Consider the following 20,080-nt stretch of genomic DNA (forward strand, 5'->3'; position numbering starts at 1 on the left):
CTGGCCTGGCTCGTCCTTTGTCTTCGGCTCCCGGCCGAAGAAAAGGGCGTAACCGGCGGGCAGAACCAGAATGGTAAGCACGGTCGCAACCAGGATGCCGCCCATCATCGCGTAGGCGAGCGGACCCCAGAAGACACCGCGCGAGATCGGGATCAGCGCCAGCACGGCGGTCAGCGCCGTCAGCATGATCGGCCGGAAACGCCGCACGGCCGCGCCGACGATCGCCTCCTGCCGATGCATGCCGGCCTTGATATCCTGGTCGATCTGGTCGACCAGGATGATCGAGTTGCGCATGATGATGCCGAGCAGCGCGATGACGCCGAGGATCGCCACGAAGCCGAAGGGCGCGCCGCTGATCAGCAATGCGGCCGCCGCACCGATGATCCCGAGCGGACCGGTGGCGAGCACCAGCATCGCCTTGCCGAAATGCTGCAGCTGCACCATCAGCAGCACGATGATGACGGCGAGCATGATCGGCGCCTTGGCGGCAATCGACATCTGGCTTTCCGCCGCATCCTCGGCGCCGCCCTGAATTTCGACATGGTAGCCGGCAGGCAGGCTGTCGCGCAGGTCCTTCATGTCGGCATACATCTTCATCACCACATCGTTCGCCTGCACATCGTCAGGCAGCGTGGCGCGCACGGTGATCGTCGGCAGCCTGTTGCGCCGCCATTCGATGCCCTGCTCCATGACGGGCACGACCTTTGCGACCTGCGAGACCGGTACAAAGCCGCCGAAATCCGTCGGCACATAGACCGAGTTGACCGCCGACAGCAGCGAACGGCTGGCATCCGGCTCGCGGGCGACGATCGAGACCGTCTCCTCACCATCGCGGAAATCGTCGAGCGCAGCCCCTGACATGGCGGTCTGCAGCATCTGGCGCACACGCTGCGAGGTGACGCCGAGTGCCCGGGCGCGGTCCTGGTCGATCACCAGCTTCATCGCCGGCACCTCTTCCAGCCAATCGTCATGGATGGCGCCGAGCTCCGGATTGGCCTGGAAGCGCGCCTTTACCTGATCGGCGATCTCCCTGACTTCCTGGCGGTCAGGCCCCATGACGCGCATCTGCACCGGCCAGCCGGTCGGCGGACCGAGGAAGAGGCGGTCGACCTTGCCGCGAATATCGGGGAAGTCTTCCGCAAGGATCGTCCGCAGCTTGACGATCAGCCGCTCGCGCGCCGGTTCGTCATTGGCCATGACGAGCAGCTGGGCGAAGTTCGGATTGCGCAGCTGCTGATCGAGCGGCAGGAAGAAGCGCGGCGCGCCTTCGCCGATATAGGTGGCGATGAACTTCTTGTCGGGATCATCCATCATCTTGGCTTCGAGCGCCTTTGCCTGCACTTCGACTTCCTTGATGCTGGTGCCCTCGGGCAGCCAGAGATCGACGAGAATTTCCGGCCGCGAAGATTGCGGGAAGAAATTCTGCGGAATGAACTGGAAGGCCCAGAGGCTGGTGACGAAGGTGCCGAGCGTCAGCAGCAGCACGATGACGCGGTGGCGCACCGCCCAGCCGACCGTGCCGCGCAGCCGACGATAGAAGCCGGTGTCGAAGGCGTCGTGATGCTTGCCGGCATGATGGCGCTGCTTGAGGATCATATAGCCGAGCCACGGCGTGAAATAGACCGCGACGAACCACGAGGTGACAAGCGCGATGCCGACGACGTAGAACAGCGACCGCACATATTCGCCGGCCGTCGAGGCGGCGAAGCCGACGGGAATGAAGCCGGCCGTGGTGATCAGCGTGCCCGTCAGCATCGGGAAGGCGGTCGAGGAATAGGCAAAGCTTGCCGCCTCGATCTTGACGAGCCCTTCCTCCAGCTTTCGCTCCATCATCTCGACGACGATCATCGCATCGTCGACGAGCAGGCCGAGCGCAATGATCAGCGCGCCGAGCGAGATGCGCTGCAGGTCGATGCCGAGTTCATACATCAGCGCAAAGGTGGCGGCGAGCACCAGCGGAATGGCGATGGCGATGACGAGGCCCGATCGCCAGCCGATCGACACGAACGAGACGACCAGCACGATGATGAGAGCTTCGCCGAGCGCATGCATGAATTCGCTGACCGCATCCGTCACCACGTCGGGCTGGTTGGCGATCTGATCAACGGCGACGCCATAGGGCAGCGCCTCCTCGAAGCGCTGATAGGTCGCCTCCACGCCCTTGCCGACATCGGTCACATTGAAGCCCTTGGCCATCACGACGCCGACCTGAACGCTGTCGTGGCCGTTGAAACGGTACTTGCGCTGGTAGGGATCTTCGAGCCCGGAACTGACGGTCGCGATATCGCCGAGGCGCGTCACCTGGCCGCCGGCGCGAAGGCGCAGTTCGCGGATATCGGCCGCCTTCTTCACGTCGCCTTCGACCGATATGCGCACCGAGCGCAGGCCGGTATCGACCGAGCCGGCCGGATCGACATTGTTCTGGCCCTTGATGGCGTTCTGCAGATCGAGGATCGTCAGGCCGCGCTCGGCGAGCGCCTTCGACGAGACGTCGATATAGATCTTCTCAGGCTGGTCGCCGATGATGACCGCCTTCTCAACGCCCGGCGTCGTCAGCAGCATGTCGCGCGCCTGGATCGCGAATTTCTTCAGTTCCGGATAGGAATAGCCGTCGCCGCTGATCGAATGCAGCGTGATGAAGGTATCGCCGAACTCGTCGTTGAAATAGGGGCCGAGCAGGCCCTGCGGCAGCTCGCTGGAGATGTCGCCGACCTTCTTGCGCACCTGGTAAAAGGCATCCGCCACCTCTTGCGAATTCGTGTCGCCCTTGACCTGCAGGGTGATGATCGCACTGCCCGCCCGCGTATAGGACTTGACCCAGTCGATATGCGGCGTTTCCTGCAGCTTGCGCTCGATCTTGTTGACGACCTGATCTTCCATTTCCTGGATGGAAGCGCCCGGCCAGATCGCCTGAACGACCATGACGCGGAAGGTGAATTCGGGGTCCTCGCGCTGGCCCATGCGCATCAGACCGAGCACGCCGGTGATGATGATCAGCCCGAAGAGGAAGCGGGCGATGCTTGGATGTCCGATCGCCCAGCGCGACAGATTGAAGGGCCGCTTTTCGGTGGTGGTGGCGTCCATGGTCCTGTTCTCTCTTTATGGCGCGTTCAGCGGACGGTCTGGTCCGTGGCAGCCAGGGCCGACTGCTGGTCCGGCACCTTCACCTTCAGGTTTTCGCTCATGAACTGCGTGCCGGCCGAAACGACGAGATCGCCGGTATCGAGACCCTCGGTCACATGCACGCCGTCGCCGGTGAAATCGGCGACCTTGATGTCGCGGCCATGCACGGTCGCCGTGTCGCGGTCGACGGTCCAGACCATCTGCTTACCGTCCTTTTCAGCCAGGGCGCTGAGCGGGATCGAGACATAGCTGTTGCCGTTGCTGACATCGGCCTCGATCGTCGCCGTCATGCCGAGCAACACCTGCGGATCGTTCGGCAGGCTCACCCGAACCGCAAAGGTACGCGACTGCTGGTCGGCGCTGCCGGAAACCTCGCGCACCTTGCCGTCGAGCACCAGCCTGTCGTCAGCCCAGAAGCTGGCCTTGACTGTCTTGCCCGGCTTGAATTCGGCAATGTCATTTTCCGGAACGGCGATCTGCACTTCCTTTTCGCCGTCGACGGCAACGGCGACGACGGGAGTGCCCGACGCAACGACCTGGCCGACATCGGCATTGATCGTCGTGACAATCCCGTTGTGGTCGGCCTTCAGCTCCGCATAACTCACCTGGTTCTTCGCCTGATCGAGCGCCGAGACGGCGGCATCGCGGCTTGAAACGGCCTGATCGTAACTGAGCGACGCTTGCTCGAGCTGGGATTTCGGCGAAACATTCTTGTCGAACAGCTGCTGATTGCGCTTGTTCACGAGATCGGCGGTTTCGACGCCTTTTTCAGCGGCTGCGAGATTGGCTTCCGCCGTCTTGACCGCCAGCTGGTAATCGGTGGAGTCCATCCGAGCGAGCACGTCGCCCGGCTTCACCTTGTCGCCGATATCGACGAGGCGTTCGGTGATTTTGCCGGCGACGCGAAATCCGAGGTTCATCTCCGTGCGTGCCTTGACCGAGCCCGAATAGTCGAGCTTGCGGGTGTCGCCGGCCTTGGCGATCTCGACGACCTTCACCGGCCGGATGACTTGCTTGACCTCAGCCTCCTCTTCCGAGCAGGCGGAAACGCCGATGCCGATGGCGCCGAAGAGCACGAGACTGGCGACGGACGGCATGCGATGGCTGAGGGTCTTGAGCGAAAACATCTTCCGCACTCCTGGATCGTTTGGGGTTTCGGCGGCGGCTGCCGTCCATTATTTCTTCAGCGCCCTGATCACATAACTGATCAGCTCGTCGACGCTCGCGCGGTTCGTTTTCGCAAGACATTGCGCCACCATCTGCGGATGGCAGAGCGTGTTCGTCGCAGCGCCGAAGCAGCGCGAGGCAACGACCGGGTCCTGCTCGGCGAATTCCCCGGCTGCAATGCCTTCGGCGATGATTTCGGCAATGAGATCATGGACGCGGTCGATATGTTTCTCGATGACATGCCAGTCGCGTTCGATCGCGACGATGATCATCTCGTGCACCTTCATCTCGTCGAGCATCAGATCCAGCGTCAACTGGTGCTGGGTCTCGACATAGCGGCGCAGCCGCTCGCTGGCGCTGATCGGCTGATGGCGGATGTCGTAGGCGATTTGATAAGCGGTGGCGAGCATGCGCCCGCAGAGCGCCTGGTGAATTTCGACCTTGGAGGCGAAGAAACGATAAATATTGGCCGGCGACATGCCGAGATCGCGGGCAATGTCGGCCACCGTCGTCTTGCTGTAGCCATAGTGCCGAAACAGTCGCTCGGCTGCATCCAGAATGCGCGTGACATTCTCCTGCCGCGTGATGTCGAGCGTATTTTCCGCAATGTCGTTCATGATTTTCGAGACCCGAATTATGACTGACGATTTTCGAATTTCGTCAGTCATAAAATATCAGACGTTACTTGTCAACATACTGGGGCGCAGCACAAGGTCTCGCCGGACGAGCGCGGTCCGGCGGAAGCGATAACTCGATGAATGGTGAGAAGGCCTGTCCGACAGCCGATGACGTCGGAATAGGCGGACGCCGACAATGGGGGCAGCAAATGGAAAGTGCCGCGGCGAGAAGCGCGCGGCACTTCGTCAATGGAGTGACGGGTCAGACGACCTTGACGTCGAGTGTGATCGGAACGGAGGCGAGCGCCTTGGAAACCGGGCAGCCGGCCTTTGCCTTGTTGGCGAGTTCAGTGAAGGTCGCCTCATCGGCACCGGGAATACGGCCGGAGAGCGAGAGATGAATGGCGGTTATGGCAAAACCGCCCTCGACGCTTTCGAGCGTCACCTTGGCGGAGGTTTCCATATGCTCGGCGGTAAAGCCGGCTTCGCCGAGGATCAACGACAGCGCCATGGTGAAGCAGCCGGCATGGGCGGCACCGATCAGTTCTTCCGGGTTGGTGCCGGCAATGCCTTCGAAGCGGCTCGCAAAGCCGTAGGGATAATCCTTCAGGGCGCCGCTCTGCGTCGAGATCAGGCCTTTTCCGTCCTTGAGGCCACCGGTCCAATGAGCCGAAGCCGTGCGATTGATCTGCATGCCGTCCTCCTGTTTTCGATTGTGCTTTCAGAAAGCGGCAGGGGCCGCTCCATGCCTGCGGGAGATCAGATAGCCTTCCCGATGGGCAATATAATGCTCTATCCCGAGAAGACGACAGGCTTGTAAAATTAGCGCTATCGAAGCCCTTTCAGGCGGGATGCTGCAGCACGCTGAGGCCGCCGTCGATCGTCAGGCAGGTGGCATTGATGAACGGGCACTCGTCTGAGATCATGAACACGGCCGCCATGGCGATCTCCTCCGGCGTCGCGATGCGCCCGCCGGGATGCAGTTTCATCGTCTCGGCCTTTGCCGCCTCCGGATCGGGAAAGCTGTTCCAGTAATCGATCACCTTCTGCGTCGAGACATAGCCCGGCGCCAGCGCGTTCACACGGATATTTCGGGCGGCATATTCGAGCCCTAAGGATTTCGTCATCCCGAGCAGGGCGTGTTTTGCCAGCGGATAGGGAAATGTGTGCGGGATGATGGTGAAGGCGTGCGTCGAGGCGATGTTGAGGATGACGCCACCGCCCTGTTCGATCAGGCCCGGCAGCACCGCCTTGCAGCAGTTCCATGCGCCCTTGAGATTGATGTCGAAGCAGCGGTTCCACTCCTCGTCCGTCGTCTCGAGCGGTTCGGCGAAGACATTCACCCCGGCATTGTTGACGAGCGCGTTCAGCTGTCCGATCTCTTCACTCGCCTGAGCGACCAATGTCGTGATCGTCCCGGCATCGGTAATATCGGCCGGCAGATAACCAAGCCGGCCGCCGCTGCTCTGGAGCTCTTTCGCCGCCTGAGCCAGCAGCGCCGCATCGCGATCGACGAGAAAGACGGCGGCATGCTCCCGCATGAAAGCCTTTGCGATCGCGAGGCCGATACCCTGCGCAGCACCTGTTATCAGGATGTTCTTGCCCTGCAGACGGCTGGCCATCCTATCACCCCTTCGGTTGAACCGGCAGCGCCGACATCAGGATCGTCACCGTGCCGGCAAGCGCCTCACCAGGCGCAAGCGGCGTGAGCCCACCGAAATCGGGAAGGTGGTGGCCGTTCGGCAGATGGCTCATCGGCTCGAGGCAGAAGAAGTCGCTCCGGTTGACCGGCATATACAGCATGAAGCGATCGAGCGCACCGTCGGCTTCCAGCGCCGCCTGGATTCCAAGTTCCGGCCAGGCGATTGCCGCCCGCCCATTCCACCCCTCGAAGGCATTGTTCATCCATTTCTGCGGCAAAAGCTTTTCGGACCTGAAATCGAAATCATCGGGCACAGGGCCGGGCACATCGGGAAGATGGTCGGGCCGCTCGTTCCAGTAACGATCGGCAGCAATCGTCAGTCGCGTCTTTGGCGTCCGCGCGAAGAAGGGATGTTGACCGAGCCCGAAAGGAAGGGCGGCTTGGCCGCGATTTTCCACGGAAAGCCTCAGCACCAGGGCATCGCCGGCGAGACGGATCTCCTGCCGGGTCAGATAGGCATAAGGTGAGACCCCGTCGGCGCTCCGGGAAAAGCAGAATTGCGTATGCTCGGGGCTGGAGTCTTCAAGCTGCCAGAGGCTGAGCCAGCCGTCGCCGTGCCGATAGAGCGGATCGGCAGTATTCGGCTGGAAGGCATAGTCGCGTCTGGCAAAGGACATGATATTGCCTTCCACGCGGTTGCCGAACGGCACCATCGCGAAGTTCGCCATCGCTCCATCCGGCCCGCCGGCCGCTACGAGAAAGGGGATGCCTCGATAGGTCCCGGCAGTGACGGCGGCGCCCCGACGGCTGACCCGGACAGCGAGATCGCCATGCCTCAGTTCGATGTCGTCCCCGTCTTGTCCTTGGTTCATCCGCGTCGCCCCGCAGCCGAAGACCTCAAATTGTCGAGCAGCACTGCGATCAGCAGGATAAGCCCGCGGACCACATACTGATAGAACGCCTGGATATTCAAGAGGTTCATGACGTTTTCGGCAATGCCCATGATCAGCACGCCGACGATGACGCCGCTCATCGCCGCCCGGCCGCCAGCCAGCGAAACGCCGCCGAGAACGCAGGCCGAAATTACCGAAAGCTCAAGCCCTGTCGCCGCATTCGGCTGGCCGGACGTAATGCGTGAGGCAAGCAGGATGCCGGCAATGCCGCAGACGAGACCCTGCAGCGCAAAGATCCAGATCCGCATATTGACGACATTGACGCCGGCAAGCCGCGAGGCCTCCGGATTGCCGCCGATCGCCAGCGTGTTCTTGCCGAAGACGGTGCGGTTGAGCACAAAACCGAAGAGGATGAAAAGGATCAGCATGATCCAGATCGGCGTCGGCACGGTCAGGAAGCGCGACAGGGCAAGCTGGTAGAAATCGGGATCATTGATGCCGACAGCGCGGCCATCGGAGGCGATCAGCGCCAGCCCGCGCACGATCTGCATGGTCGCAAGCGTGGTGATCAGCGCATTGATGCGAAAGCGCGCAATGACGATACCATTGACGAAACCGACGACGGCGCCGCAAAGCAGGGCGGCGACCAGCCCGACGGGAATGGAGCCCGTCGCATTCGAGACCATCACCGCGATCATGCCGGAGAAGGCGACGATCGATCCGACCGACAGGTCGAAATCGCGCGATGCCAGGCAGAACATCATCGTGCACGCGACGATGCCGATCGTGACAACCGACTGCAGCAGCCCCAGCATGTTTCGCTCGGTCAGGAAGTTCGGAACGAGGAGCGAGACGATCACGAAGGCAGCAGTGAAGATCACCACCAGCCCCTGTTCGCCGAGAAGGATTTTTTTCAACGAATTCATCGTCCGTATTCCCAATCCTAAATAGTGCCTGCGGCGTTCTTGTCGGGAAGCGCGGCCGTCAGGATGTTGCGCTCGTCGAAATCCGGACGGATGACAGTGGCCGCCACCCTGCCCTGGCACATCACCATGATGCGATCGGAAATGCCCATGACTTCGGGCAGCTCGCTGGATATGACCACGATCGCCATGCCGCCGGCCGCAAGCTCGTAGAGGATTTCGTAGATTTCCGATTTCGCCCCGACATCGATGCCGCGCGTCGGCTCATCGATGACCAGCACCTTGATCCCCTGCTCGGACAGCCAGCGGCCGAGAATGACCTTCTGCTGGTTGCCGCCCGAGAGATTGATGATGTCCTGCTTGCGCGACGGCGTGCGCACCCGAAGCTTGGCGATGAACCGATCGGCCAGCGCCGCTTCTTGTCTCGGGCTCAGAATGCCGAAAGGCGAAAAATGCCGGCGTGATGAGATCGCGATATTCTCCTCGATCGACCGGCCCTGGACGATACCGTCGAACTTGCGGTCCTCGGGGCAAAGCACCATGCCGGCATTGATCGCCGCCTTCGGATTGTTCGGTGAAACGGCAACGCCGTCGATCGTCACCTGGCCCTGATGCCTAGTGTCGGCGCCGTAAAGCAGCCGCGCCATCTCGCTGCGGCCTGCGCCGATCAGGCCGAAGAAGCCGAGGATTTCGCCCTGGCGGACGGAAAAGCTGATCGGATGGCGCAGCCTCGGCCCCGACAGGCCCTTGACCTCCAGCCGTACGCCGCCGTGCGGACGTTCGCGCCATCCCCAGACATTGCTGATCTCGCGTCCGACCATTTCCGAGATGATCTGCTCGCGCGTGGTTTCGGCGATCTGAGGATGGTGGGCGGCAAGCTTGCCGTCGCGCAGCACGGTCAGGCTGTCGCAAAGACGAAATATCTCGTCGAGACGATGCGAGACGTAGAGAATGACCGTTCCCTGCGCCTTCAACCTGTCGATGAGCGAAAACAGGATTTCGCTTTCGCGCGAGGAAAGCGAGGAGGTCGGCTCGTCGAGCGCAATCACCCGTGCATCGAGCATGACGGCCTTGGCGATCTCGACCATCTGCCGCGCACCGATCGAAAGCGAGGCGACCTTGGCCGACGGATCGACATCGATGCCGATCTCCTCGAGCTTCGACCGCACTGTCTCGATCAGCGCCTTCGAATGGATGACGCCGCCCTTGGCCGGAAAGCGTCCGAGCCAGAGATTTTCGGCGACGGTCAACTCTGGAACGAGCTGCAGTTCCTGATGGATGACGATGACGCCGGCATGGAAAGCGTCGCGGACAGACCCATACCTCTGCACCTCGCCGTCGATGAGGATGTTGCCGGCATCGGCGGCCTGATCGCCGGACAGTACGCGGATCAGCGTCGATTTACCGGCACCGTTTTCGCCCATCAGGCCGTGGACGGCGCCCTTCTCGACCGTGAAGGAAACATCCGCCAGCGCCTGCACGCCGGGATAACCCTTGGAGATATTGCTGAATTCGAGGAAAGCCATCATCGCTCCGCCGAGAAGGACCCGGCGGCACGCTGAGCGGCCGCCGGACGATATCATCTTGGAAGGACGATCACTCGATGCCAAGATCCTTGCGGACCTTTTCGTAATCGTCACGCAGCGCCAGCGAACCGGAGGTCAGCGTCAGCTTTGCCGGCTCCTTGTCGTTGGCGATCCAGTCGTACATGTTGAGCGCCGTCTCGTAGCCGTGACGCTTCGGCGAGATGATGACGGTGCCGAAGAAGCCCGTCGCCGCCGGCTTCTTGAACTCGTTGATCGCCGATTCCGCACCGCCGATGCCGACACCGATGACGTTCGCCGCCGGAATGCCGACCGATTCGGAGGCACGGACGGCGCCGAGGACGGCTTCGTCGTTGAGGCCGAAGGCGACCCAGTATTTCACGTCGGCATGCTTGTTGAGAACGGTGGTTGCCGCGTTGAGCGCCGCTTCCGTATCCGTCTTCGCCTGCGGCGCATCATAGATGTTTTCGGCCGGGAAGCCGGCGGACTTCAGCACCGACATCGCGCCTTCGACACGGTCGACGGCCGTCGGGAGCTGGTCATAAGAGACCCGCACGGCGCCGACATTTTTCATGGCCCAACCGCGCTTCTTGATTTCGTCGACGATCGCCTGGCCGACGGTCTCACCGATCTTGGTGGCTGAAATGCCCATATGCGGCACGTCTTCCAACGGCTTGCCGTCGGCGCTGACGAGGCGGTCGTCGCCCGTCATCAGCTTCAGCTGGTTGGCTTCGGCCTTGGCGACGATGCCGGGGCCAAGCTTGACGTCGGGCGTGCAGATGATGAAGCCCTGCGCACCCTGGGCGCCGAGATTATCGATCGCCGACTGGACCTTCTCGCCGTCTTCGGCGCCGATCTTGACGACGGTGAAGCCTTTTTCCTTGGCGGCCTGGTCGGCGAATTTCCATTCGTCCTGGAACCACGGCTCCTCAGGCTGCTTGACGATAAACCCTATCTTGACGTCCGCGGAAAATGCCGAGCCGGCTGCCAAAATGGCGAAAGTGCCAGCCAGAATGGCTGCTTTGAACAAGCGCATGTCTCTCTCCCTAAACTCTCAAAAACCGAGCAGCTGCCTCCCAGGCAACGTCCAATGAATTATGATAAATCATCATACCAGTCAATTGCCAATGTATGATGATTGGAATAATAGGATTATTGACGAGATGCCGGGAGGAAGCGTCGCAATGCGGATCGAATTCGGATAATCAGGTTCGATTGCCTAGCACGCGAGACAGAGCGGAGAGGTGAGTTGGAAACAATCGAGCGACAGAGCGGGGCCGAAAGCCGCCGCATCGAGCGCCGCCCGCGCGTACGCCGCAACGTCACGGCGGCGATCGCTCAGGATATCTGTGCGGACCGCTATCCCGCGGGCTCGCCGCTGCCGCGCGAGAACGATCTCTGCGAACTCTACGGCGTCAGCCGCACCGTCATTCGCGAATCGCTGAAAGTGCTGGAATCCAAAGGCCTCGTCCGCGGGAAACCACGCATCGGAACCACCGTCTGCGACAAGGACGACTGGAATATCCTGGACGCCGACGTGCTTGAATGGATGGGTCCCTATATCAAGGATTTCGACCTGCTCGGCTGCATTCTCGAAGCCCGCCGCACCATCGAGCCGGCAGCCGCCGAATATGCCGCCGAGCGCGCCAGCGCCCAGGAGATCGCCGATCTCGACAATGCCTGGCGACAGATGCGCGACAGCGCCCGCGACCCGGAAAGCTTCACCGATGCCGATGTCATGTTCCACACGGTGCTGCTCACCGCCAGCCACAATCAGGTCTTCCGCCGCCTGTCGAGCGCCATTCACGCGGCGCTGAAATATGCGCTGCATGCCTCCAATATCGGCGTCGAGAATCGCGAGGATGCGGTGCTCGTTCACGGCCAGTTGGTCGAGGCCCTGCGCATGCGCGACAAGGCGGGCGCCCGCGAATGCGCCAACCGCATGCTCGATCTTGCGGTGCGCGATCTTGCCGCCGCCGAAAAAGCGATCGGCAGAACGAAATGATCGATCACGACAAATCTGCGGACGCGCCGCCGATCGCAAACCCGGGAAGAGACTGAAAGAACAGCGATGAAGATCACCAAACTCACCACCTATATCGTTCCCCCGCGCTGGCTGTTTTTGAAGGTCGAGACCGATGAAGGTATCGTCGGCTGGGGCGAACCGGTCGTCGAAGGCCGTGCGCTGACCGTTCAGGCCGCCGTCCAAGAGCTGGAAGACTACTTGATCGGCAAGGATCCTTTCCTCATCGAGGACCACTGGACCGTGATGTATCGCGGCGGCTTCTATCGCGGCGGCGCCGTCCACATGAGCGCGATCTCGGGCATCGACCAGGCGCTGTGGGACATCAAGGGTAAAGCGCTCGGCCAGCCGATCCATTCCCTGCTCGGCGGCCAGCTCCGTGATCGCATCAAGGTCTATTCCTGGATCGGCGGCGATCGGCCCTCGGATGTCGCCAACAATGCCAAGGAAGTGGTTGCCCGCGGTTTCAAGGCGATCAAGCTCAATGGCTGCGAGGAAATGCAGATCGTCGACACCAACGAAAAGGTGGAGAAAGCAGTTGAGACCATCGCCGCCATCCGCGAGGCGATCGGCCCGCATATCGGCATCGGCGTCGATTTCCACGGCCGTGTGCACAAGCCGATGGCGAAGGTTCTCGCCAAGGAGCTCGACCCCTACAAGCTGATGTTCATCGAAGAGCCGGTGCTTTCCGAAAACAAGGAAGCGCTACGCGATATCGTCAACCATACGTCGACGCCGATCGCGCTCGGTGAACGGCTCTTTTCGCGCTGGGATTTCAAGCAGGTTCTGTCCGACGGCTATGTCGACATCATCCAGCCGGATCTCTCCCATGCCGGCGGCATCACCGAATGCCGCAAGATCGCGGCGATGGCCGAAGCCTACGACGTGGCGCTGGCGCCGCATTGCCCGCTGGGCCCGATCGCGCTCGCCGCCTGCCTGCAGGTCGATGCCGTCAGCTACAATGCCTTCATTCAGGAACAGAGCCTCGGCATCCACTACAACAAGGGCAACGACATCCTCGACTATATCTCCAACAAGGAGGTGTTCCACTATGCCGATGGTTTCGTCTCGATCCCGCAGGGTCCGGGTCTCGGCATCGAGGTCGACGAAGCCTATGTCATCGAGCGCGCGAAGGAAGGTCACCGCTGGCGCAACCCGATCTGGCGGCACGCCGACGGCAGCTTCGCCGAGTGGTGAGAGCGCATAACCCCGAAAATCGGAACCGATTTTCGGAAAGGATTATGCGCAACTCAAAGTGATAGGGTCGCGCAAGCGGCCCTTTTTCATTCACCGTGTAGGATGTCGGGGGTCTCGTCCGTCATAATGGAAGCTCAAAGAGGAGATTTCAGGATGGCCAGAGCAATCGCGATCATCGTCGCCCGCATCATCTTCAGCTTCGTCTTCTTCATGGCCGCCGGCTTCAAGTTTGCCGATATCGGCGCAACAGTGGGCTATATCACTGCCGCCGGCTTTCCGATGGCGAAATTCCTTACCTGGATCGCTGCCTTCTTTGAGATCGCGCTGGCGCTCGCTTTCATATCAGGGGCCTTCTTCTCCGAGGCCAGCCTGCTCGCAGCCATCTATGTGATCTTCCTCGCTTTCGCCTTCCACGGTCCGTCCCATTGGCAGCAGAATCAGGCCGAGTTCGGCTTCTTCGTCGATCACTTTACCTTCCTCGCCGGTCTGCTCTTTGCCGCCGTGCATGGACCTGAGAGATGGGCGCCGAGCCACAGCCTCCTCAGGAGGCTCTAGCACCGCGCTCTAGCGACCTGCTCTCCTTCAGGAACCAACAGCCATGCGAAGCATTGGCTTACCGGCAAAACGGCAAGGAGAGCCCGCCCATGGAGCTGAAGGGAAAGATCGCGTTGGTAACAGGCGCCGGTTCCGGCATCGGCAAAGCCGCCGCGTTGCGGCTCGCTGCCGAGGGTGCAAGGGTCGCAGCATTGAGCCGCACCGCCGACGAAGTCGAAAAAACTTGCGCCGAGATCAAGGCCGCCGGCGGCCAGTCGATCGCGTTAACGGCAGATACCAGCGACGAAGCTCAAATGCGAGGCGCCGTGGAACAACTGACCGACACCTTCGACGGCCTCGACATCGTAGTCGCCAATGCTGGGATCAACGGTGTGTGGGCGCCGATCGACGATCTGAAACCGGAAGAATGGGACAAGACCATCGCCGTCAATCTGCGCGGCACCAATCTGACCCTGCATCTGACGGTTCCTCATCTGAAGCGCCACGGCGGCTCGATCATCGTCGTCTCTTCGATCAATGGCACCCGTACTTTCACCACGCCGGGCGCCACCGCCTACACCGCAACCAAGGCGGGCCAGGTCGCCATGGTCCAGCAGCTCGCGCTCGAACTCGGTCGACACGGCATCCGCGTCAATGCCGTCTGCCCCGGCGAGATCGAGACCAATATCGGCGCCAATACCGACAGCCGCCATCGCGAGGAGACGGAGGTTCCGGTCATCTGGCCGCAGGGGGATATCCCGATTGCCGGCGGCAAGGCAGGCAAGAGCGAGGACGTCGCCGAAACAATCCTTTTCCTCGCCTCCGAGCGCGCGCGGCACATCACCGGTACGCCAATCTGGATCGACGGCGGTCAGGGCCTGTTGCGATAGACCTTGCAGTCAGGAACTCAGCTGTTCAGCCGGGCGCTGTCGAGGGTATACAGTTCCTGCGCGCGCTGCACGCCGCGCAACGCATAACGTCCGACGCAGGCGAGTGCGGTACGCTGCTGCTCCGGTACCGCCGCGGCGAAATCGGAGGAGATCAACAGGTTGAGATCGACGGAACGACACATTGAGGCGATCCGGCTGACCTCGTTGACGGCAGGTCCGATAACGGTGAAATCCAACCGGTCCTGGCTGCCGATATTGCCGTAGAAGACATCGCCGATATGCAGGCCGATATAGACGTCGGTCGTCGCCCGGCCATCGGCCGCACGCGCGGCATTCAGTGTGGTGAGCTTTTCCCGCAGCAGCGATTCGGCGCTCAGCGCCGCGCGACACGTCTCCGCTGGCACCTCGCCCTTAAAGATGGCGAGCACACCGTCGCCGATCAGCTTCAGCACGTTGCCGCCGGACTCGTGGATCGCCGTGATCACCGCCTCGCTATAGTCGTTGAGCAGCGGGATGATCTCCTCCGGCGGCACGCTGTCGGAGATCTTGGTATAGTTCAGCAGGTCGGAGAACCAAAGTGCCGCGGAAATTCGCTCCGATTTGCCGCGGCTGATCTTGCCTTCCATCACCTGGCGCGCCGCGTCCTCGCCGAGATAGACCTCGGCGATGGTGCGGGCGATACGCCCGAGCGCGATGCATTTGATCGCCAACCCCAACACCGGCACCAGCTTGCGCAGAATGGCGAGGTCGTGATCGGAAAAGCCCTCGGGATGTTTCGTCGCGAAATGCGAGAAGAAGCAATCCATCTCGCCGATCGTGCCGGCCTCGCTGAAACGATGCATCATCGCCACGAAATCCGTGTGACCGGCTTCAGCGATCGTATCGAGCATGGAGAAATCGATCGGATCGCCGAAGCCGAGACGCCGGCGTATCTCCCGCTCGTTGCGAGACCAAAGATGATAGAAGGCCGAACGCTGCCAGTTCGACGCCGCCTCCCCCGAGATCGTCGGACCATATTCGAACTCGGTCTGGATTTCCTCGATGCTGTCCCAGCGGAAGGCACGGCCCTCATGCACCGGATGCAGCGTATCCATCAGCGCCAGACCACGGTCGAGCGGCAGGCCGGCATCCCGGCAAGCCGAGCAGAAACCGGTCATAAGTTCGGCTTCCGAAACGCCCTTCAGTCCCTGCTCCGTGATCCAGGCTGCAATCGTGCTGACGTCGCTGTAATCCATGTTCTCACCTTCACTCGTGCTAAAGCGTAGCCCGAATTCGGCATTAAAGGAAAGCCAATTGGCTCACCCGGCCGCGGGCATATTGTAGGGCGTGACGATTTCGACGGATGAAAGCGAGGGCGTAACTGCGCGCGGCAATGCAGTCGCCCGACTCATGATCGCCCGGAAGGCCGAACGTGCATCGGTCCTGAGATCATGATGCAGCACGAAGCCGATCCGACGCGCCGCAAGCAGCGCGCGATTATCCGCATCGAGATCATGAGCGACGAAAACGCGGACGGGACGTTTGGCCGCGTCGAAGGCCGCCAGCACCGCCCGGTTGCCGCCGCCGATCGAATAGACGGCGTTGATGGCGGGATCGGCCGCAAGCGCTACCGCGGCAAGCGTTCCTGTCGCGGCATCGGTGCCGTGCCCCTCGCTGATTTCGGTAATTCCGATGTCGGGATAGCGGGCGCGGATGATGCGGCGAAAGCCGATTTCGCGCTCCTCCTCGCCCCGGAAGCGTCCGCTCGACAGCGTTACCAGCACCTTGCCTCCATCACTGCCGAGGAATTCGCCGATCAGATAGGCGGCGGTCTCTCCCGCCGCCCGGTTGTCGGCGCCGGCATAGGCGATGCGGGCCGAATTCGGCAGATCTGTCACCAGCGTCACGACGGGAATGCCGGCCGCGTCCGCCCGCGCTACGGCGGCCGCCACCTCGGCGACGTCAGGCGCCTTGAGTACGATGCCATGCGTGCCGCGCAACCGGATGCGATCGAGAAGCTGCACCAGTTCGGCCGGCTTCATCACCTCGGCAAAGTGGAAGCGACAGCGGAAGACGCCCGGCAGAAAGGTCGCCATCTCCGCCTCGAAGGCGGCGCGCACCGCATCGCTGAAACGCTGCGGTGTCTCCATGACGATATCGATCGCCAGCATGCGGCCGCTGCCCATCGCCCCGGCCTGCTGCTTCTCCAGTTCCGCGATCGCCGCCTTCACCCGCATCTCGGTCTGCCGGCGCACGCCCGGTCTGCCATTCAGCACCCGGTCGACGGTGGCGGTGCTGAGCCCGGCCTGGAAGGCGATGTCCTTGACGAGAAAGAGGTGTGCCATGCGATCGGCCTGATGGTTTTTTGATGAATTTCTGATCTATATCACCTGGCGTCGCGGCGTATAGTGCCTCCATTGGAAAGAGGGAGGAGCCCGCCATGAAAACCGACAATCAGCAGAAACTGCGCGCCGACCGCGTCTGGCTGAGCGAAGACGCCTGCGATCTCGATGAGTTTCGCGCCCTTGCGGAAAAGACGACCGCGCTTGCCGATTACCCCTCGGCGTCCGCGGTCGAAAAAAACGTGCTGATCTATGACAGCCGCAAGGTGATGATGGCGGCTGCAACGCCAGAAGGCCGACGCGCCGTGTTGGCGGAAATCTGCGAGGCCTTCGGCGAGGGTCCTGGTGTCGTCGTGTTCAAGCGCGCTTACGAAGACACCGGCATCATCGATCGGGCCAGCACGATCTTCGATGCGATCATCGAGGAACAGCACCGCACCTCGACCGGCGGTGGCGACCACTTCGCCAAGCCTGGCGCCAACGACCGTATCTGGAATTCGCTGGAAAAACATTGCCTCGCCGATCCGGCAAATTTCGCCGAATATTACGGCAACGCCATCGTCGCGCTGGCAAGCGAAGCCTGGCTCGGCCCGAGCTACCAGATGACGGCGCAGGTCAACCGCGTCAATCCGGGCGGTTCGGCGCAGTCGGCGCACCGCGACTACCATCTCGGCTTTCAGTCCTCAAAGGTGATCGAGCAGTTCCCGGCACATGTGCATCGGCTCTCGCCGGTGCTGACATTGCAGGGTGCGGTCGCCCATTGCGATATGCCGCTCGAAAGCGGCCCGACGCTCTTCCTGCCGCACAGCCAGACTTATTTACCCGGTTATCTCGCACTGAAGCGGCAGGAGTTCCGGGATTATTTCGAGACCAACCATGTCCAGCTGCCGCTCGAAAAAGGCGACGTCGTCTTCTTCAATCCCGCCCTCTTCCATGCCGCCGGCACCAACCGCTCGGCCGACATCAAGCGCGTCGCCAACCTCCTGCAGGTCTCCTCCGCCTTCGGCCGGGCAATGGAAACCGTCAATCGCGAGAGGATGAGCGCCAGGCTGTTTCCCGCCTTGAAGGCCTTTCAAGGCAGGCTCTCGCCTGACGAAATCGCCAACGCCGTCGCCGCCTGCGCCGAGGGCTACTCCTTCCCGACCAACCTCGACCGCGACCCGCCGCTCGGCGGACTGGCGCCGAAGACACAGGCGCAGTTGATGCATGAGGCGCTGAAGGAAGGCTGGAGCGATGAAGGTTTTACGGCAGCACTTGCCGAGCAGGCGCAGAAGAAGCTGAGCTGATTTGGAGCTCGAGCCTCGTACATCCGCACTGACATAAAAGCCTCCCGCACCCGCGGGAGGCTATTCGCACATCATCACAATGGAGGAACCACATGAGCACAGACCACGGCCGCCTCGACGGCAAGATCGCCATCGTCACCGGCGGCACGCAAGGATTGGGCGCGACCATCGCCCGCCTCTTCGCCGAACGCGGCGCGGAAGGCATCGTCATCTGCGGCCGCAACGAAGCCAAGGGCAAGGCAAAGGCGGCGGAGATTTCGGCTGCTACCCGCACCCGGATCGTCTACGTCAAGGCCGACCTCGGCAAGGTCGAGGATGCACAGCATGTCGTGCGCGCCTGTGACGAGACCTTCGGTCGTGTCGATGCGCTGGTCAACGCCGCCGCCATCACCGATCGCGGCACCATCCTCGACACTAGCCCGGAGCTCTTCGACGCCATGTTCGCCGTCAATGTTCGCGCGCCGTTTTTCCTGATGCAGGAGGCGGTGAAGGTCATGCGTCGCGAAAAAATCGAGGGTACGGTCGTCAATATCGGCTCGATGTCGGCCAAAGCCGGCCAGCCCTTCATCGCCGCCTATTGTGCCTCCAAGGGCGCGCTGGAAACGCTGACGAAGAACACCGCCTATGCGCTCCTGCGCAACCGCATCCGCGTCAATGGTCTGAACATCGGCTGGATGGCCTCCGAGGGCGAGGACCGGATCCAGCGCGAATATCACGATGCCCCCGCCGACTGGCTGGAGAAGGCGGCGGCAAGCCAGCCCTTCGGCCGTCTCGTCGATCCGCACGAGGTGGCGCGCGCCTGCGCTTACCTGTCGTCTTCCGAATCCGGCCTGATGACCGGCTCGGTCATCTGCTTCGACCAGTCGATCTGGGGCGCTTATGACGGCTCGCCGCATCCGGTCGCGGCCCTATGAGAAAACCGCAGCCCGGCATTTCCATCGCCGGGCTCTGGCACCTCCAGCTTTTTGCCGCTAGGAAAGAACGGCAGCATTCAGGGAGGAAACTGGCATGGGCGACAATCCGATTTATGAGATCCGCGACGAGCGCTTCGGTGCAATGGTCATCGGCAGCGCCGGCCTCGAGGAGCTTTATTCCGGCTGCCGCTGGACGGAAGGCCCGGTCTGGTTTTCCGACCTGAACTGCCTTCTCTGGAGCGATATCCCGAATGAACGCATGATGCGCTGGACACCGGATGGTACGGTCTCCGTCTTCCGCTCGCCCTCCAACTACGTCAACGGCAACACCCGCGACCGGCAGGGCCGACTGGTCTCCTGCGAACATGGCGGCCGCCGCGTCACCCGCACCGAGACGGACGGCACGATCACCGTTCTCGCCGACAGCTATCAGGGCAAGAGGCTGAACTCGCCGAACGACGTCGTCGTGCACTCCGACGGCGGGGTCTGGTTCACCGATCCGACCTACGGCATCCTGTCGGACTACGAGGGCCACAAGGCCGAGCCCGAGCAGCCCACGCGCAACGTCTACCGGATCGATCCGGCAAGCGGAGCGATCGACGCCGTCGTCGAGGATTTCATCCAGCCGAACGGCCTTGCCTTCTCGCCCGATGAGACGAAGCTTTATATTGCCGATTCCGGCTCCGCAAAACATGACGTGCCGCGCCATATCCGCGTTTTCGACGTCATCGACGGCAGGGCGCTTACCAACAGCCGCTATTTCTGCAGCCTCGATGTCGGTCATCCCGACGGTTTCCGTTTCGATGTCGCCGGCAATCTCTGGACGAGTGCCTCCGACGGCGTGCACTGCTTTTCGCCCGACGGAACACTGCTCGGCAAGATCAGGGTGCCGCAGACGGTGTCCAACCTCACCTTCGGCGGCCCCAAGAAAAACCGGCTCTTCATCACCGCGACGCGTTCGGTCTATTCGATTTATATCAAGACGACCGGCGCACAATATCCATAG

At 61.9% G+C, this 20,080-nt stretch carries 18 protein-coding genes; 7 read left to right on the forward strand and 11 right to left on the reverse strand.

Annotation, left to right across the window (positions count from 1 at the left end; translation table 11 throughout):
• From HX899_RS05955 to HX899_RS05995, 9 genes are all read right to left on the reverse strand, one after another.
• Positions 1-3,084: efflux RND transporter permease subunit (locus HX899_RS05955; protein ID WP_181291833.1), on the reverse strand; the 3,084-nt coding region annotated here is incomplete at its 3' end.
• Between the two features lie 26 nt (positions 3,085-3,110).
• Positions 3,111-4,250, reverse strand: a complete 1,140-nt coding sequence (locus HX899_RS05960) for an efflux RND transporter periplasmic adaptor subunit (RefSeq protein WP_181291834.1) — start codon at positions 4,248-4,250, stop codon at positions 3,111-3,113.
• Between the two features lie 48 nt (positions 4,251-4,298).
• Positions 4,299-4,907, reverse strand: coding sequence for a TetR family transcriptional regulator (locus HX899_RS05965; protein ID WP_138333180.1), 609 nt, complete (start codon positions 4,905-4,907; stop codon positions 4,299-4,301).
• Between the two features lie 262 nt (positions 4,908-5,169).
• Positions 5,170-5,601 carry an OsmC family protein gene (locus HX899_RS05970; RefSeq protein WP_138333178.1) on the reverse strand — a complete coding sequence of 144 codons (432 nt, stop codon included), beginning with the start codon at positions 5,599-5,601 and terminating at the stop codon, positions 5,170-5,172.
• 148 nt (positions 5,602-5,749) lie between these two features.
• On the reverse strand, positions 5,750-6,529 hold the full coding sequence (locus tag HX899_RS05975) for an SDR family oxidoreductase (protein WP_181291835.1): 780 nt from the start codon (positions 6,527-6,529) through the stop codon (positions 5,750-5,752).
• Between the two features lie 4 nt (positions 6,530-6,533).
• On the reverse strand, positions 6,534-7,421 hold the full coding sequence (locus tag HX899_RS05980; protein WP_181291836.1) for an aldose 1-epimerase: 888 nt from the start codon (positions 7,419-7,421) through the stop codon (positions 6,534-6,536).
• Positions 7,418-8,368: an L-arabinose ABC transporter permease AraH gene (gene araH / locus HX899_RS05985; protein WP_181291837.1), complete on the reverse strand. Its 951-nt coding sequence runs from the start codon at positions 8,366-8,368 to the stop codon at positions 7,418-7,420. Before araH ends, HX899_RS05980 begins: the two co-directional genes overlap by 4 nt.
• 17 nt (positions 8,369-8,385) lie before the next feature.
• Complete coding sequence (gene araG / locus HX899_RS05990; protein ID WP_181291838.1) at positions 8,386-9,891, reverse strand: L-arabinose ABC transporter ATP-binding protein AraG; 1,506 nt, start codon at positions 9,889-9,891, stop codon at positions 8,386-8,388.
• Between the two features lie 70 nt (positions 9,892-9,961).
• Positions 9,962-10,945, reverse strand: a complete 984-nt coding sequence (locus HX899_RS05995; protein WP_181291839.1) for an arabinose ABC transporter substrate-binding protein — start codon at positions 10,943-10,945, stop codon at positions 9,962-9,964.
• Positions 10,946-11,158: 213 nt separating this feature from the next.
• Here HX899_RS05995 and HX899_RS06000 point away from each other — a divergent pair, with 213 nt between their 5' ends.
• From HX899_RS06000 to HX899_RS06015, 4 genes are all read left to right on the forward strand, one after another.
• Positions 11,159-11,914, forward strand: a complete 756-nt coding sequence (locus HX899_RS06000; RefSeq protein WP_003543153.1) for a FadR/GntR family transcriptional regulator — start codon at positions 11,159-11,161, stop codon at positions 11,912-11,914.
• 66 nt (positions 11,915-11,980) lie between these two features.
• A complete protein-coding gene (gene dgoD, locus HX899_RS06005; RefSeq protein ID WP_181291840.1) occupies positions 11,981-13,129 on the forward strand; it encodes a galactonate dehydratase in 1,149 nt (382 codons plus the stop codon).
• Positions 13,130-13,282: 153 nt separating this feature from the next.
• Positions 13,283-13,684 carry a DoxX family protein gene (locus HX899_RS06010; protein WP_181291841.1) on the forward strand — a complete coding sequence of 134 codons (402 nt, stop codon included), beginning with the start codon at positions 13,283-13,285 and terminating at the stop codon, positions 13,682-13,684.
• Between the two features lie 89 nt (positions 13,685-13,773).
• A complete protein-coding gene (locus tag HX899_RS06015; protein ID WP_181291842.1) occupies positions 13,774-14,553 on the forward strand; it encodes an SDR family NAD(P)-dependent oxidoreductase in 780 nt (259 codons plus the stop codon).
• Between the two features lie 17 nt (positions 14,554-14,570).
• Here the strand turns inward: HX899_RS06015 and HX899_RS06020 are convergent, their stop codons facing one another.
• Together HX899_RS06020 and HX899_RS06025 are read right to left on the reverse strand one after the other, a co-directional pair.
• Positions 14,571-15,788 carry an adenylate/guanylate cyclase domain-containing protein gene (locus tag HX899_RS06020; protein WP_138333164.1) on the reverse strand — a complete coding sequence of 406 codons (1,218 nt, stop codon included), beginning with the start codon at positions 15,786-15,788 and terminating at the stop codon, positions 14,571-14,573.
• 63 nt (positions 15,789-15,851) lie between these two features.
• Positions 15,852-16,877 (reverse strand): LacI family DNA-binding transcriptional regulator, encoded by a 1,026-nt coding sequence (locus HX899_RS06025; protein WP_181291843.1) that lies wholly within the window; start codon positions 16,875-16,877, stop codon positions 15,852-15,854.
• Between the two features lie 95 nt (positions 16,878-16,972).
• Between HX899_RS06025 and HX899_RS06030 the strand changes: the two genes are divergently transcribed.
• From HX899_RS06030 to HX899_RS06040, 3 genes are all read left to right on the forward strand, one after another.
• On the forward strand, positions 16,973-18,160 hold the full coding sequence (locus HX899_RS06030; RefSeq protein WP_181291844.1) for a phytanoyl-CoA dioxygenase family protein: 1,188 nt from the start codon (positions 16,973-16,975) through the stop codon (positions 18,158-18,160).
• Between the two features lie 92 nt (positions 18,161-18,252).
• On the forward strand, positions 18,253-19,074 hold the full coding sequence (locus HX899_RS06035; protein WP_181291845.1) for an SDR family oxidoreductase: 822 nt from the start codon (positions 18,253-18,255) through the stop codon (positions 19,072-19,074).
• Between the two features lie 94 nt (positions 19,075-19,168).
• Positions 19,169-20,080 carry an SMP-30/gluconolactonase/LRE family protein gene (locus HX899_RS06040; protein ID WP_181291846.1) on the forward strand — a complete coding sequence of 304 codons (912 nt, stop codon included), beginning with the start codon at positions 19,169-19,171 and terminating at the stop codon, positions 20,078-20,080.

This window comes from Rhizobium sp. WYCCWR 11146 (assembly GCF_013591995.1).
Taxonomy (GTDB): Bacteria; Pseudomonadota; Alphaproteobacteria; order Rhizobiales; family Rhizobiaceae; genus Rhizobium; species Rhizobium indicum.